This window comes from Sulfitobacter undariae (genome assembly GCF_014196805.1).
Lineage (GTDB): Bacteria > Pseudomonadota > Alphaproteobacteria > Rhodobacterales > Rhodobacteraceae > Sulfitobacter > Sulfitobacter undariae.
In genome coordinates this window covers 47,188-62,569 of the sequence record NZ_JACIEI010000021.1, presented here as the reverse complement: position 1 = coordinate 62,569, position 15,382 = coordinate 47,188, and the positions used below count along the sequence as shown (strand labels likewise).

Genomic DNA, 15,382 nt, shown 5'->3' with positions numbered 1-15,382 from the left:
GCGAAATTCGTCCGTCCGTTTCAGTCCCATAGTTTATCTCCTTTGTTACAGTAAATGCTATCAAAGGAGCGGCATCAAACCGCGACAGGTCCAATGCGCCTAATACCATAATACTTGGAGGCAGGTCATCCGATGGGATTGTCTGCACTATTTCGTTAGGCATGGCTGTGTTTTGATTGTTCATTTCTCACCGTAAAATTAGCTAACGTTATCATTTAAACGATAGACTATCACTTAAAAGGCTATCATTTAAATGGAGATTTTAAAGGTTTTGATGATGTAACCACCCCTTGTTTGCAGGAGGCTGTAAACGCCGCATAAGTTCAACGCGAACCGTCGTAACAAGATCCTCAGACAACGGCATCGCGTGACCAACTGAACCGAGTATAACGAAGGTTTTCGGTGGCGCGGTGACCTGACGGTTTAGATCAGCGAAGACGCATTAAGTCAGTGGTCTGCACCGCGCCCAACGACACCTGTCGGGCAGCCGTGCTATTCGGATCTAGCGATCGAACCTTGCCTGACGCTGGGCATGGATTTTCACCAGCTACTGCGTCAGACGCAAGATTTTTTGCGCTCGATTGTGAGGCTGCTGGGTGTCGAGATCCCAGTGCCAGATTTTGCAAGAAAAGCCAAGTACTGACAGCCAAGCCGCTCTCCATCTGGCTGTGGATAGTAGGGGCCTGAAGATTTTTGGTGAGGCGCCTGGCTTGAGAAATAGCATAAACAGAAGGCGAGCGATTGAGCAAATTGAGGGATCCGCGCACGACGCGCTTGCCCAAACTGACGACGAAGAATAAGAAACCCAGACCCGCAAACTCTCGTTATGAATGAGGGAGCCTCGGGGGGGCAGGTCAACAGCTTTGACGAGGATACAGAAAATGAAGCCTATACGTGTTCTGGTTTTAGGGGGCAGTGGCCGCATTGGAACGCTGCTGCGACATGCATGGGCGCAGGACCTCGAAAGGGGGCGCGTTAAAGGTATCGAGCTCGTTTTCCAGACGCGGCAAGCCGAGCCAAGCCACCCTGACGACTTGATCTGGCACGTGTTAGGAGAAACGCCCCAAGCCGTAAGAGACGCCCCCCCGTTTGACTGCATGATTGTTCTGTCGGGCATTACCCCGAAACCTGATGCAGATTTCACTTTGAACACCCAGATTGGGGCAGCCAGTCTGCGCGCGGCGGCGGATCTGGGCATCGGGCATGTTCTGCTGGCTTCTACATCTGCTGTTTACGGGAGTGCCAGCGATGCGCCTTTTGCAGAAATCGACCCGCTGGAACCCGTCAATGACTATGGCCGCTCCAAGCTGGAAATGGAGCAAGCCTGTCAGCCCCAAGCGCGGGCTTTGGGGGTGGGACTATGTTCTTTACGAATTGGGAATGTCGCCGGGGCGGATGCCTTGTTGATGAGTGGCGCGGCGCTTGCCTCGCATGAAACATTGCAGCTGGACTGTTTTGAGGACGGCGGCACGCCTGTGCGATCCTACATTGGGCCTATCAGCCTTGCGCAGGTGATGATCTCATTGGTTCGACGCCGCGCACAGCTGCCTTTTGCTTTGAATATCGCAGCACCGCATCCCGTCACTATGGGCGCGCTGGCAGAGGCCGCAAAAATGCCTGTGACCCTACGGCCAACGCAGAATAACGCACATCAGCACATCACATTGGCCTGTGACGCGCTAAGCGCCCTGCATGATTTTGATCAGGCGGAGTCAACAGCAGATGAAATACTGCGCCAGTGGCAAAGTCTGACAGGGCGTGCCTAAGTGATGCGATAGCGTTCTGTCCCGTTCAGGAGCCAGCGCCAAGCTGCGAGAGAGCCGCCTCGATACGCGGCACATCCGAAGGGTTGTTGAGCTCCCAAAACACACGGCCGCGTGCATCAACTTCTACACAGCGCACTTGCATCCCTGCGTGCAGGAACCGTAATTGCTCCAACCCTTCCAGCGTCTCCAAGGGGCAGACAGGATGCGCCACATAGGCGGCCAGCGCCTCGGGGCGGTAGGCATAGACGCCCACATGGTGAAAGACGGGGATCGGCTCGGCGACTTTGCCCGGATCAATATAAGGCAGCACTTCTTTCGAGAAATACAGCGCATTCATCTGCGCATCAAATACGGCTGTTGTGCCCCCCACACGGCCTTGCGCGCGGTCTTCTTTCAGCGCGTCATAGGTGGCGCGGTCACATCGTAGAACAGGTGTGGCCATGCCGATGCTGGCGTCGGATTGCATCGCTTCGATCAAAGCTTCGACAAACCATGGGGGCGTCAGAGGTGCATCACCTTGGAAGTTCACCACCAGATCGGCTTCAATACCGCTGTTGAGCATCGCATTGGCGCAGCGTGCGGTGCCGTTTTCGCAGGCCTCGTCTGTCATTACCACTTTGGCGCCAAAATCTTGGGCCGCTTGCGCGATGCGGTCGTCATCGGTGGCCACATAAACCGCATCAACACCGCGGATTGCACTGGCGGCTTCCCAGCTCATCTGGATCAGGGATTTCTCTGATCCGTCACTTTGGCGCAGCATCGCCAGTGGTTTTGCGGGATAGCGGGTAGAGGCATAGCGGGCGGGAATGAAGATCACGGTTTTCATGGATAAAGGCTCCAGCCTTGGAAATAAGTATTAAACAACGCCTGCGCGGAGCAGATCATGCAGGTGCAAGACCCCCACGGGCTTTTGATCGCCATCGACAACCACCAGCACCGTTAGGGCACGGGTATTGAGCAATGCCAGCGCTTCGGGGGCCGAACAATCGGTGGTAACTGTCAGTGGGTTTTTGGTGGCTACATCCTGCGCATTCCGGCTCATCAGCCCATCCATATGACGGCGCAAATCGCCATCCGTAATCACCCCGCTCACGGTGTCGCCCTTTAGCATAATGCACATGCCAAAGCCTTTGGTGCTTATTTTTTGCACAACATCACCCATGGGAGCGTTTTCATCCAGCAGCGGCAACGCGTCACCAGAGTGCATGAAATCTGCCACTGTGCGCATCTGCGCGCCCAGCTTGCCGCCGGGATGGTAGACACCAAAATCACTTGCCACAAAGCCGCGCCGTTCCATCAGGGCGACAGCCAAAGCATCCCCCAAAGCCAGCGTCAGCGTGGTAGAGGTGGTGGGCGCAAGGCCGATGGGGCAGGCTTCGGGGCATTTGGGCAAGGTCAGCAAATGATCAGCGGCCTTCATCAACGTGCTGTCAGGGTTCGAGGATATGCCGATCATCGGAATGGTAAAGCGCTGCGTGTGATACACAATATCACGTAGCTCGGATGTCTCGCCCGAATTTGAGATCAGAATACAGACATCATCAGGGCCGATCATACCTAGATCGCCATGGCTGGCCTCGGTTGCATGCACAAAATATGCAGGTGTGCCGGTGCTGGCCAATGTTGCGGCGATCTTGCGCCCGATATGGCCCGATTTGCCAATCCCGGATACAATCACGCGGCTTTTGCACGCCAGTATCGTTTCAACCGCATCGGCAAAATCCGTTGGCAGGTTTTCACCCATAAACCGCAAGGCGTCTGCTTCGATGCCCAGCACACGTTGAGCAGATGTGACGCTGCTGGCGCGATGTTCAGGCGTTGGATGGCTAACGGGAGAGGCACACATGAGAGAACTTTCAGAAAGGTATATGGTCGCAACAGCGCCAAGATAGTCCCTTTGTAAAGAGCATGAAAGGGAAGCTTATCTTAGGCTGCAAGATTGAAGGGGTTAAACGACGAGGCCCCTCATGTCAGATGAGGCCGTCTATTGATTTTGGGCCTGTTCAAGAAGGCGTGAAGACATCTGCAATGCCGACATTCTGGCGTTCTATCTCGGCTTTGACGGCCCCCAGATTTGGTACGGAATCTATCACACGTGCGGTGTTCTGACCGCGCAAACGCAGAGCGTCATCAACCATTTTATCATAGTTTTGATGTGCCGCAGGATCGATCCCGATATACCCCATCAGGCGGCCAATCAGGTCCCGCCCCGCAACAGGGTCGGAATAGACATCCTCAAAGTAGACAACAAAAGAGGCAGGATTAGCGCGGGCTGTCATTTTCACCAACTCAAGACGGCGCACACGGGACAATGCAATTTCATCTATTGCATTTAGAATGTCTATTTCCGGTAACGCCACATTGCCCGCCTCGATGCCAGGATATACGCGCTTGGCCTCATCGCTGCCCCATGCGCCGGTAAGTCGCGCTAGTTCCAGCGACAAGACCCGGTCCATTTCATTGCGTCGGTCCAGAATAATATGGCGATACCCCAACTCGGTGGTGACCTCCATGAGGGCCGTGTTGAAAGGCTGTTGGCACAATTCATAACAATGTTTGATGAGAGGCTTGTCAGCAAGACAGTTCCTGAGCTCGATACGCAACTTTTTCAGGTTACGGCGGGCTGTTGAATTGGCAAGTACATGCCCCATGGCGCGGCCCTCATTGAAGGGCTCATGTTCGATCGACGGGTGTTCTGACAAGGCGGCCAGCAAACTAGCCAGCGTGGTGCCGCCTGTGCGGCGCATGGTCCAGATAACATATGGATGGCTCAATGGATGACCCTTGTGATGGCATAATACAGTAAGAGAGTAGCTAACATTCTACCCTGTGGGGGGCAAGATGGGCCACTATCGTCGATGACGGCCCTTTACCTGTCGTGCAACTTACGAAACAACAGGATTATGAAGAATTCCTTTTTATTTACCCTAACATGACCCCCTTTGTGCCCGCGAATACGCCCTGTGTGTCGGTCATCGTTCCCATCTATAATGTGGCGGGGCATGTGCGCGCCTGTATCGACAGTTTGCGCGCGCAAACGCTGCATGATTTCGAAGTGCTGATGATTGACGATGGCTCTACGGATGGGAGTGGAGAGATCGCATTTGAAGCGGCAGAAAATGACCCGCGATTTCGGTTGATCCGCCAAGAAAACGCAGGGCTAAGCGGCGCGCGCAATACGGGGCTTGGGCTGGCCACGGGCGACTTCATCGCCTTTGTTGACAGCGATGATCGCGTGATGCCCGATTACCTGATGCGGATGTGGCAGGTGCTTGGGGATACAGGCGGCGATTGGATCGCCTGTGCTGTGCGTAATGTTCTGCCTGACGGCTCCGGTCACACCCATTCTGCCATCCATGGCGCAGCTGATCTGTCACATCATCCAGTCCCGCGCCGCTATGCATTTGACAGTTGGTCTGATGTGATCCGCCATTTCCCTTCCGCTTGGAATAAACTTTACCGCCGCAGTTTGATCGAGGGGCTGCGGTATGATGAAGGCACGTGGTTTGAGGATCACGGGTTTTTCAACCGTGTGGCAGCACGAACAGATCATATTATTCACCTTCCCGAGGCGCTTTACCTCCAAACCCGCGGACGGGCGGGGCAAATCACAGGTCAGGATGATGACCGTGTGTTTGAGCAATTTGACGTCTTAACCCAGATGCGTGATTTCTTTGCAGCCAGCCCACGGGCGGGTGGTCAAAAGGCGTTATCGCAAATCGCCAGCCGCTTGATATTCGAGCGCAGCACTGTTTTGGCGGATCCCGACCGCCGCGCAAGGTTTGCACAGGCTTCGCAAGATTTCTTAGCGGCAAATGACTTGAGCTATGATCCCGATTGGGACCCTGACATCGGCCTCAGTTGGCGCGCCGAAATGGAGGGCGCGCAGCTGCTGAGCGTCATCCTGAGCTGGGATGGGGAGGATATGCCCGCCTTGATGCGCAGCCTAGACTCTTTGCGCATTCAAACCGCCCCAGGGCATGAAGTACTTATTGTCTGTCAGAACGATGACGCAGAGCGGACGGTGAAAACATCAATCTCCGAGATACCAGAAAATTGGCAAATCCTGAGATCCCCTCAGGATGATGAGGGGGCGGGTTTTAATCATGGGCTGACCTGTGCGGGCGGTGATTTTGTCGGTTTTGTGGTCACAGGTGATAGGCTTGAACCTTGGACATTGCTGGATCGCACTGAGGTGATGCTGCGAGAGCAGGCTGATTTTGGACTGACCCAGATGGGTTTGGTTGATGTTGAAACAGGTAAGCTCAGCTATCACAACGGCATGCATGATATGGTGGCATGGCCGGGGGGCACGCCGCCAACGGGAGCGTTTGAGATGTCCCCGCTGCAGGTCCTTACACTTGAGGCGCAGTGCACAGCCAAGATTTTCCGCCGCAGTTTTCTGCACGCAAAGGGGCTGAGCTTTACACAAGGGCCACGGGGGGACTGGGCTTTGTGCCTGACAGCGGCGCTGTTGTCGCGTCGCACCGTTTATATTTCACAGGCAGGTGCAACTGTCCGCTTGTACAAACATGAATTTGAGCGGTGGCACACCGCGTATAGCGCACAGGACCTGATTAAGGGCAATAATGCCTTATTAGAGACGATAGAGCACGTGCTGCCCGACGAAGAGAAGGCAGCGCTGCCGCGCGGTTGGCAGAGGCGGTTGTTTGTACGCGCATTGCGTGAGCAGGTTTATTCTGCGGCTTATCCTTCGCGCTGGCAACGGTACGCCATGTTGCTTGGGGCTGCACGCCACGTAATGCGCTGCGGCTACAGCGTTCCGCAGGCCGCAGGGCTGGATGCGGCAATTGGCCCGCGACTTGCCCAGCTACTTGATCCTATGGCGTTGATGGCAAGTAAATTAAGGCTTGGCCGTTTGCGGGCACCTGTTCTTCCTTTGGTGCAACAGGCAAGCGCCAAGGCGCTCACAGAGATCGCACAGCCTTTGCATGCTTTTCACCCCGGCCCCCACGGTGTGCTCCAGTTGCGTGTCGACCTTCGCGTGCAACCTGCTGCAAATATGTTTTTCTATGCGGCCGGCACCTCACAGGCCTTGTTCCACCTATCGCTGCGTCAGGCAGCAGGGCTGGCCGTTTGCAACGATCAGCGCCCTGACGGGCGTTGGCGTGCCGAGCGTGCCTGCCCTGTGGACCTGTCGTCAGGTTTGGCGGATGTTACGGTCACCTTCACGCCTCCAGAAGTTTTTGTGACGTTGAACGGGCAGGAGATATTCCGCTTTGGGGCGCGCTCACTTCGTCACCGTGCGGGGTTTTCCAATTTGGACAAAATTGATGGCTTCACCTGTAACGGCGAAGTTATCACACCTTCTGTGCTGACGGGCCTAACGGATGATGCGCTATCGCTGGACCCGCGCTTGAACCTGCGTCTGCACGATGCCGATGCGACAAGCAGCTTGCGGGTTTCCCCCTCGGGCGCCGAGCTGCAAGTCATCCCGTCCTTTGATGGTGCGGCATCAGCCTTGTTGCCCGGCAGGTTGTGGCGTGACGTTCCCGCTGAGGCACCTCTGACGGTTGAACTGACACAGGGCGGTGAAATCCAAACACTTGTTCTGAGCCGCACGGATATTGCCATGCGCATCGAAGCGCTATTGTCTTTGCCGCTGGCGCCAACCGATAGCAGTTTGTGCCTGCATCTGCTGGAGCATGTCCGCTATGGGCATCTTATGCATCTGCTGTCGCCGTCGGCTCGGGTATGGCTGGATCACATCGCGAAATTCTATGCGGCCCAAAGCTTTTTACATGCACAGCAAGAAGGCGTCGCGCCTGTTGTCCGGACCCTGCCGGAAGATCCGGTTGAGAAAGAAGTCGAGGGCGCGCTGGCACGGCTTGCACAAAGCCAGAGCGGCCCAAAAGACCAGCGGCCTGATCCGCTTAGTGTTGTTGCGGACCTGCATGTGTCACAAGTAGCACGCCCGCGGCTGTTCTTGGCACTGACCAGTTTTTTCTGTGTCGAAGACAGTGACTTTGCAGGGCTATACCACCTCGCGCAGAGCTATGACGGATTACTGCCTTTTGATCTTTTGGCAGACCGTTCGAACCAATCCGCCCTCCTGCCCTATATGCTGTTAGGCGGCCAGTACGATGAGCTTGCACAAACCCTGCACAAACTTGCCAAACCCGGGCCGGAATGGTTGAACACACCTGCGATTGGCTGGGCTGTGCGCACGGCGATCACCGATCTGGATGGCCCCGCACGCGCTGCAATCATTCAAGAATTTGCGCTTTTCTTGCGCCGCCGTGCCCCTAACTATTGGGACCGCGTGCATTGCGCAGAGCTGACACGCACCGCCGCCACATTGATCATCCACCGTCACCGTTTGACCCCGTCAGAAGCCCGCGATGCGATTGCCCTATGCCTTGAGGTTTATGGCCTGTCACGACAGTTCTGGGCACAGTTGGAACATGTAACCGACCTGCCCGAAGACATAAGTCTTGCGCAGCGTAGTTTTGCACAGATCATGGATACGCAAGCCAGCCGCGATCTGCGGCTGCGTGCTTTGGCCTTGTTCGAGGAAGCCGGCACCGTAGATGCCCCACGTCTGCGGTATGAGATGTTCGGGCCAGCCAGTGGTTCAAACGCGGATTTGTTCAGCCTCACCCCACCAGATCAAAAACTGGAATCCGGGGCGGACACCCCGCAAATGTCGCGCAGTATTTTACGCCATATGGCCTATCCGACAAGCACAGCTGTAACGCCTGATGCTGCCGCTTTGGCAACGGCTGCCTTTCCGTCTCTTTATCCCGAAACCCCATGCGCCCCACATCTTGTTACACAGCAAGCTGTTGCCGAACAGGCCATGGCATTGCTGGGGGGCGAGGCCAACGTGGATATCGCGCTGCTGACCGACCGGCTTACGCAGTTGGCAGAGGCGGAGTCTGGTCACATCGGGATGGGGATCGCACTGTCCTTGATCAATGGCCTACATGACGGAGATACGGAGCAGGCTGCTTATTTCTGCGAGTGGATGCAGCAGCAGATGGACCGCTTGGACCCTGCCTCATGGGAGGCGGCCCCCGCCCTGCGCCAACCCGCCCGACAGCTTGCACAGCGCGAGGGCTTGATGCTCCCCGCACGCGACCTTCTCAAGCGGATGCCAGCGGATTCCGTTTCAAACGGCAGTGACCTCTCAAAGGGATCATCCTTGTTTGATACGATTGTGATCGTATTTTCCTGCCGTGCCTATCAAGAGACCCGCATCCCCGCGCTGCGTGCAGGCTGGCTTAGCCTGCTGACAGACTTGGGCGTGCCGTATCTTGTTGTCGTAGGGGATGGAGACGGCACCTGCAAAGGCGATACCCTCTATCTGGACGCCCCTGACGATTACGAGGGGCTACCGCAAAAAACTTTGGCCGCGATTAAATGGGTCCATGACAATACCTCTTTTGGTCATATGCTCAAAATCGATGATGATTGTTTTTTGAATGCGCCGCTGTTTTTCAAATCTCTCAGCTATGCCAAATTCGACTATTATGGTCGCCAGTTGCACCGTGTCGCTGGACAGATGGACCGCATATGGCATCAAGCAAAATCCAGTTCCCTACGCGGACAGTTTGATTTGGATAAATCCGCCGAACCCTCTGAATACGCCGATGGCGGATCAGCCTATACGCTCAGCCGTACGGCAATGGCCGCAGCACTTGATGCGGCAGCTTCGCCAGAGGGGCGTCGCCTGATCGAAGTGTCCTTTATGGAAGATAAAATGCTGGGTGATCTGCTGGCCATAGGCGGCATCCATGTCGCGCAAGAAGATTACCGCGTGTCAATCCGGCGACGCACCTATGGGGAGGCTATTCCAGTGCCCTCATGGCTCAACAGCTTTAACCCCAGCACGGTTGCCCCCTTGCACTTGATACATCTGGATACACATCTGGATCAGGCAAAAATACGGGCGGGCCTGACAGAGCCCAATCTGACACCGCATAAAATCTGGCCCAGTTATCAAGATGTGACGCTGGGATATCAAAGCAATGCGCTGGAGTTGGTCAGCAGCGTGGATAGCGTGACGCGCGCACGACAGGCGCAGGTGGCTGTGGTCGCCTGTATGCGCAACGAGATGTTCATGCTGCCGAGCTTTCTTGCCCATTACCGCAAGCTGGGTGTCGAGGCGTTTTTGATTGCTGATAATTGTTCGGACGATGGCACATTGGAATATCTGGCGCAGCAGCCTGATGTGGCGGTGTTCACTGTCGATACGGATTACAAATCCTCGCATTACGGCGTGGCATGGCAGCAGGCAATGATGTCTGCGTTCCGTTTGGGGAAATGGTCACTGGTGGCGGATGCTGACGAACTGCTGGTTTGGCAGGAAAAACAGCAGCAATCCCTTCCAGAGCTGTTAGAGACACCCGCATTTGCCAGCGCCGATGCAGCACGGGTCTTTATGCTGGATATGTATCCGCAAGGGCCTTTGGAAGAGGCGACATTCGCCAGTGGCGATCCGTTTGCCGAGGCCGGATTTGCCGACAGCATCCCATTTCTGGAGAACACATTATCGCGCGGCCCTTATTCTGACCAAGCTTGCTGGACCTCGGCACTACGCCACAGGTTGATTCCCGGATCACGCCCGAACCTGTTTGTTGCGCAAAAACTGGCGCTCCTGCGCTATCAGCCCTGGATGCGCCTATCGGCAGGGCTGCATTTTGTGGGGGATGTAGACATCGCGCCGCGTGAGTTAATCTTTGCGCATTTTAAATACAACGCAGATTTCAGGCGCAAAGCCCAAGCCGAGGTTATGCGCGGGCAGCACTTTAACGATGCTGAGGAATACCGCAAATACCTTGCGCTTGCCTCAGAGGGCCGCAGCGTGATCCATGATCCCCACCTGTCTGCGCCTTGGGCGCAGGTGCCTTTTGTTAAGCGTAGGCTGCAGGACTAAGACGGCTTAGGTTTGGGGCCTTGTGGCGTAGATCTCTGAAAGCTCCGCGATATGCGCAGCCATTGTGAGCGGGACCATGGCCCCGTTCCAATATCTGTCCATATCCACCAGCCCCCCCAGAAGCGCGTCTATTCGTTTGCCAAAGCTATCTGTGTCGCCCGCAGTAAACACCATATCTGCACAGCGGCCCAATTCCGGCGCGCCCCCCATATGGGAGGTCAGCAGCGGAATATGGCGTGCGTGCATTTCAATCGCGACCTGTGGCAGGTTGTCATGCCACAACACAGGCACCACGCCGACATCAACCTGTGACAAAATATCGTCAAGCTGTTCATGGGTGTAACCATCATAATAGATGATATCCGCGAGACGTGATTTTAGCGCGTCTATACGGTCCATCACATCACGCGGGCCAGCACGGGCTGCGATCACAATACGAACACGTGCAGCCTGCTCTGGCGGCAAAGCCTCAAGAGCGTCGAGCAAAAAGAAAAAACCTTTGTCGCGGCGCATATACCCCAAGAAACCTAATGTTAGGGTCTCTTTTTCCTGATCCCATTTTGCAGGGGCCGTGTGTGGGAACATCTCTGCGGCAAGGGTGCCAATATAGTTGGTACGTGTCAAAGAGGCGCTGATCCCATAGCGTTCAGCCAACACACGCACAGCGTCAGAGACACACAGCACATGGGTACAATGGGTATTGATCAAGGCGATCATCTGCGCCCGCCTATTGGCGAATTCGGCAGCACGTACTGCCCCGATATTAGGGTCTAATAAAGGTGTTTGCGCTGGTGCCTTGCGCAGTTTTGCGGTGATCCAGCGCCAGCCATGCAAACCGCGCCGTGCCAGCCGCAAAAACCAGCGGAAGGCAACATCAAACGCCCAAGTCCCAGGTTGTAACCCGATAGATTTCAGGCGACAGGACATGCCCGACATCACCCGCAACATGCGCCCGTCATATTGATGGGGCAGACAGTGCACACAGGCAGCGCCCCCTTCAAAATCTTCACAGGTCTTGCGTTCATCAAACCAAAGGTTCACCTGCGGACAGATCGGATAGTAATTGTGCAGTGACAAAACAATCTGTGTTTGCGGCCAGCGCAAAGACAGCTCCAGCACGTCTGCGGGTAACCCTTCAAGGTTGTTGAAGTGGATCACATCATAGGGGCCGGTTTTCTCAATAAAATCGAAAAACACATCACGGGTCGCAGGATGCGAAAGCTGGGCATGATCCCCAAAGCTGTAATGCGCGGGTGCAAGCACCCCTGAATTGACCAGCTCATACCGCGCAACACCGTCTACTTGCAGATGATCCCGAATGGGCTCCCAACGCGGCGCGCGCGCAGGCAGGTCATACGCAACGCCTGAGGCCAGAAAAACAGGCTCTGTTGTTGGGTCTTTGGCCAATTCGGCCATGACATTGCGTTGGTACAGCGAGACACCTCCGCCGCGCCCCTCTGCATCCAGATAATCAACCCAGTTATAATATAGAACTCTCAAGAATTGCCCTTTTCCAGAGCAATAACTCGGCTCAGCAGATCTTCGTGCCGTTTATGGAAATTTGTGCGCAGAATTTTAATATCCCCGACCAGAAACGTCACCAGATCGCTCAAGGTTTCGATATCTTTGGCATATGAAGTGTCATCAGATGCGGGCAATTGATCGCCAAAAACATCTACATCAACTGTGTTACCAGGAAGCGACGGCAGGCTGCTCAGACCAGCGCGCGCGCGCGTTGCCACGTCGGCCATGCTCACTCCGCTGTCGCGTTTCGTCGCGCCGCGTAACCGTGAGACAAGGTTCTGTACACGCTCCGTATCAATATCAGACGCCCCAGCGGCCTGCATAACGCGTGTGACTTCGACCAAAGTGTCGTCCATACGCGGATTTTGCACACGGTTATCTTCTACAGTCCATCGCCCCGGAGTGAGCTGGAAGACAGAAAGGAAATCGGCAAACAAGGCACCTTTTTTGCGTAAGTCATCTGTATAGGGGCGCACAATGAGGGAGTCAGCGCCAAAAATATCGATCCATGGCGCAAGCGCTTGCCCATAGTCAAAGTGAACGGGCTCCATAAAGTCGCACACAGCGGCATTGAACGACGGAACTGGCCCCGTGTTCATTTTCACCAGCTGATTATACCATGATTGCAAGTGAGACAGGGGGGCACGCAAGTAAACAACAATGCGAAAATCGAACTCTTTTTGGGCAGAGGTAATAACATCTCGCAGGATTTCACGCGCTTTCGGGTGCGCCCCGATCCGCATAAATTCTTCGGTGCTGACAACAACCGCCCCTGCACGCGATTGGCGGGCCTCTTTGAACAGTTGATCCCAGACCGCTTGCGGTGTCTGCTTATGATCATAGCCATGCATCAACTCTGTGACACCCGCGGCCCGAAGAATGGAAAAGGCGAGTTTAGAGTGTTTGTTCTGATACCTGAAGACATCCAGATAATGCACATCTTTACCAGCAAGCGCCTTTGCATTGGAAACCATCGCCGCTTGCAAGGCCGTTGTGCCCGTTTTGTAATGTCCGATGTGTAGATAAATGGTCTGGGTCATAAATTCTCAGTAAGCTCAGTATAGGGGTTTCAGCATAAACGAATGCAACCGGGGTTAATTAACACATACCCTGTAGGGACAACACATTAAGGACAACACATTTTATCAATCGCGCAACTATACCACATGAGTAGAAACTTGCCGAAACTGTGAATATTTTGCTAATTTTGCCTGATTTGGTGCAAGTGAACCTCTATCGCCTCGTCTATTTCTTCAAAATAGGTCAGTTGGCCATTCTCCAGTATAATACCTGAATCGCAATAATTACGTAGCTGCTCCATTTCGTGGCTCACCATAATGGCACTGGCCGCCTGCATTCTATCCTGAAACAATGCCCGACTTTTACGTCGAAATGGGGCATCGCCGACCGAGGTGACCTCATCCACCAGATAGGTATCAAACTGGATTCCAAAAGTAGCCCCAAATGTCAGGCGCGATTTCATGCCCGCTGAATAACTGCGTACAGGCATATGGAAGTGCTTGCCCAACTCGGCAAAATCTTCAACAAAAGCGATCAGCTCGTCCGTATCTACACCATAGATACGGGCAATAAACCGCACGTTCTGCGCGCCCGTTAGTTCAGGGTGGAACGAGCCGCCAAAACCGACCGGCCATGATATAGACCCATCGGACACGATGCGCCCTTTGTCAGCCCGCATCGTCCCTGCGACCAACTGCATCAACGTGGTCTTCCCCGCACCGTTCAAGCCCAGCAAACCCAGCGATTTCCCTGTGGGCAGTTCGGTGGAGAGGTTATCAATCACAAGCTTCTGAACACCTTTCACCCAGTAGCTTTTGGTTAGGTTCTCAAACCTGATCATCTTGCCACCCTGTTAACTACGGTCACGGATCGAATAATAAACCAGCGCCATGACAGACCAAGACAAAAGCAAGAACACGCCTACCAGTCCTGTAATCGCCCCACGGCGGGGGTACTCACTGGTTTGGGCCAATGTCGGTGCAATATATGTAGCCAGATACCGACTTTGCCGCGACGCATTCGCCCGCGCAAGATCCAGAGCAGAAAGAGCGGCGCTATAATTTCGTTCAGTGAACTCTCGGTCAACGATCAGAGCCTCGTATTCCGCGATCAGTCGAGGGTAATCCTCACCCGTTCCGCCGGCGGCTGCCCCACCCGAAGATAACTTCTGGCGTTCCGCAGCAATGCGTTCCTGAATGACTTCAATCAAGCGCTCGGCTTGACGTAAGCGCGGATCACTATCATTCGTGGATCCCGTCAACAAATCCAAGTTGATCAAACTCTGTGCCAGCTGTTGCTGCAGATTATTCATCACCCCCATACGGCCCTGAATATCCGCATCGGGATTAACAATCTGGTTATAGGACCGAAACCGAGTCAGATCTTCTCTAACGGCCTTAAGGCGCTCTACGGCTTCAGCCAGATCACTACGCGCATATCTCATCGCATCTTCACGCGCCTGATCATTAAGGGCGTTGATCATATTCTGGCTCAACCGGATCATCTCGGTGGCGATTTCTTGTGCTTTCTCGGGTGTGAATGCCAAGACGCGTAAATCAACCAACCCGGAAGAACGGTCATATGAAAGCCGCACAACACGGCTCCAATATCGTTCAAGATCTTCGATTTTAGCATCAGGTTTTAGGCCAAAGACAGGATCGCTACTCCAGCGGGCACCATAATGTTCACGCAGGCCAACGTTATCATCGATATCCTGTATCAAAGCCTGGCTGAGAATAAATTCGTACAGGATATCGCCGTCTGATCCCCCTGAAGAAACACCCAGAGAGGCGAGCCCGCCCAGAAGCTCGGAGGCGCCGCTGCCTTCTTCTTTCCGGATCGTGAAGCCGGCCTGTGAGCTATACTGATCATCTGCGATCGCCCACATATACACAGCAACAACAAGAACGGGCATGACCACGATGGCCCCAAAAGACACGAGTAGTCCAAAATGCCTACGTTGAAAGCGCGCAGCTTTGACAGCCTTGCGTGGCTTTGGTACGGCAGGGGTAGGCTGGGTTGCTGTTGCGCTCTGCGTTGCTTGGGTCTGCGGTGCGGCACTGATATCTTTTGGGGGCGTTTCGTTCATTTTTATTCCAAAAAGACAATTTTTAATTTCTGAGATAGCCTTTACACACTGACCATTAAATTACCAGCACTGGAATATGCCACA

At 54.5% G+C, this 15,382-nt stretch carries 11 protein-coding genes; 3 read left to right on the top strand and 8 right to left on the bottom strand.

Annotated features, from left to right (window positions below):
• A partial coding sequence (locus GGR95_RS18850) for a hypothetical protein (RefSeq protein WP_425506426.1) occupies nucleotides 1-184 on the bottom strand: 184 nt, incomplete at its 3' end.
• Nucleotides 185-427: 243 nt separating this feature from the next.
• On the opposite strand from GGR95_RS18850, the gene GGR95_RS17545 reads away from it, so the two are divergent.
• Together GGR95_RS17545 and GGR95_RS17540 are read left to right on the top strand one after the other, a co-directional pair.
• A complete protein-coding gene (locus tag GGR95_RS17545; RefSeq protein WP_184568164.1) occupies nucleotides 428-643 on the top strand; it encodes a transposase in 216 nt (71 codons plus the stop codon).
• A gap of 238 nt (nucleotides 644-881) precedes the next feature.
• Nucleotides 882-1,766: an NAD-dependent epimerase/dehydratase family protein gene (locus GGR95_RS17540; RefSeq protein WP_184568156.1), complete on the top strand. Its 885-nt coding sequence runs from the start codon at nucleotides 882-884 to the stop codon at nucleotides 1,764-1,766.
• 25 nt (nucleotides 1,767-1,791) lie between these two features.
• On the opposite strand, the gene GGR95_RS17535 is transcribed toward GGR95_RS17540, so the two are convergent.
• The 3 genes from GGR95_RS17535 to GGR95_RS17525 all read right to left on the bottom strand — a co-directional run bounded on the left by GGR95_RS17535 (nucleotide 1,792) and on the right by GGR95_RS17525 (nucleotide 4,540).
• Nucleotides 1,792-2,592, bottom strand: coding sequence for a 3-deoxy-manno-octulosonate cytidylyltransferase (locus GGR95_RS17535; RefSeq protein ID WP_184568155.1), 801 nt, complete (start codon nucleotides 2,590-2,592; stop codon nucleotides 1,792-1,794).
• Between the two features lie 30 nt (nucleotides 2,593-2,622).
• Complete coding sequence (locus tag GGR95_RS17530; RefSeq protein WP_184568153.1) at nucleotides 2,623-3,612, bottom strand: KpsF/GutQ family sugar-phosphate isomerase; 990 nt, start codon at nucleotides 3,610-3,612, stop codon at nucleotides 2,623-2,625.
• Between the two features lie 157 nt (nucleotides 3,613-3,769).
• Entirely contained in the window at nucleotides 3,770-4,540 is a 771-nt protein-coding gene (locus GGR95_RS17525) for a hypothetical protein (RefSeq protein WP_184568151.1), read from the bottom strand.
• 158 nt (nucleotides 4,541-4,698) lie between these two features.
• Between GGR95_RS17525 and GGR95_RS17520 the strand changes: the two genes are divergently transcribed.
• A complete protein-coding gene (locus tag GGR95_RS17520) occupies nucleotides 4,699-10,665 on the top strand; it encodes a glycosyltransferase (RefSeq protein WP_184568150.1) in 5,967 nt (1,988 codons plus the stop codon).
• A gap of 6 nt (nucleotides 10,666-10,671) precedes the next feature.
• Here the strand turns inward: GGR95_RS17520 and GGR95_RS17515 are convergent, their stop codons facing one another.
• The 4 genes from GGR95_RS17515 to GGR95_RS17500 all read right to left on the bottom strand — a co-directional run bounded on the left by GGR95_RS17515 (nucleotide 10,672) and on the right by GGR95_RS17500 (nucleotide 15,298).
• The gene (locus tag GGR95_RS17515; protein WP_184568149.1) at nucleotides 10,672-12,165 is read right to left on the bottom strand and encodes a glycosyltransferase; all 1,494 of its coding nucleotides are present in this window, start codon (nucleotides 12,163-12,165) and stop codon (nucleotides 10,672-10,674) included.
• Complete coding sequence (locus GGR95_RS17510; protein ID WP_184568148.1) at nucleotides 12,162-13,229, bottom strand: sulfotransferase family protein; 1,068 nt, start codon at nucleotides 13,227-13,229, stop codon at nucleotides 12,162-12,164. The genes GGR95_RS17515 and GGR95_RS17510 overlap by 4 nt, the downstream gene beginning before the upstream one ends.
• Nucleotides 13,230-13,390: 161 nt before the next feature.
• Nucleotides 13,391-14,050, bottom strand: coding sequence for an ABC transporter ATP-binding protein (locus GGR95_RS17505; protein WP_184568147.1), 660 nt, complete (start codon nucleotides 14,048-14,050; stop codon nucleotides 13,391-13,393).
• A 12-nt stretch (nucleotides 14,051-14,062) separates the two neighbouring features.
• Nucleotides 14,063-15,298, bottom strand: coding sequence for a KpsE/RkpR family capsule polysaccharide export protein (locus GGR95_RS17500; protein WP_221385006.1), 1,236 nt, complete (start codon nucleotides 15,296-15,298; stop codon nucleotides 14,063-14,065).
• Between the last annotated feature and the right edge of the window lie 84 nt (nucleotides 15,299-15,382).

Excerpts from the sequence above, each read along its gene's own strand:
- GGR95_RS17530 (WP_184568153.1), bottom strand. The coding sequence starts at position 3,612 with ATGTGTGCCTCTCCCGTTAGCCATCCAACGCCTGAACATCGCGCCAGC.
- GGR95_RS17500 (WP_221385006.1), bottom strand. The coding sequence starts at position 15,298 with ATGAACGAAACGCCCCCAAAAGATATCAGTGCCGCACCGCAGACCCAA.
- GGR95_RS17505 (WP_184568147.1), bottom strand. The coding sequence starts at position 14,050 with ATGATCAGGTTTGAGAACCTAACCAAAAGCTACTGGGTGAAAGGTGTT.
- GGR95_RS17535 (WP_184568155.1), bottom strand. The coding sequence starts at position 2,592 with ATGAAAACCGTGATCTTCATTCCCGCCCGCTATGCCTCTACCCGCTAT.
- GGR95_RS17520 (WP_184568150.1), top strand. The coding sequence starts at position 4,699 with ATGACCCCCTTTGTGCCCGCGAATACGCCCTGTGTGTCGGTCATCGTT.
- GGR95_RS17540 (WP_184568156.1), top strand. The coding sequence starts at position 882 with ATGAAGCCTATACGTGTTCTGGTTTTAGGGGGCAGTGGCCGCATTGGA.
- GGR95_RS17510 (WP_184568148.1), bottom strand. The coding sequence starts at position 13,229 with ATGACCCAGACCATTTATCTACACATCGGACATTACAAAACGGGCACA.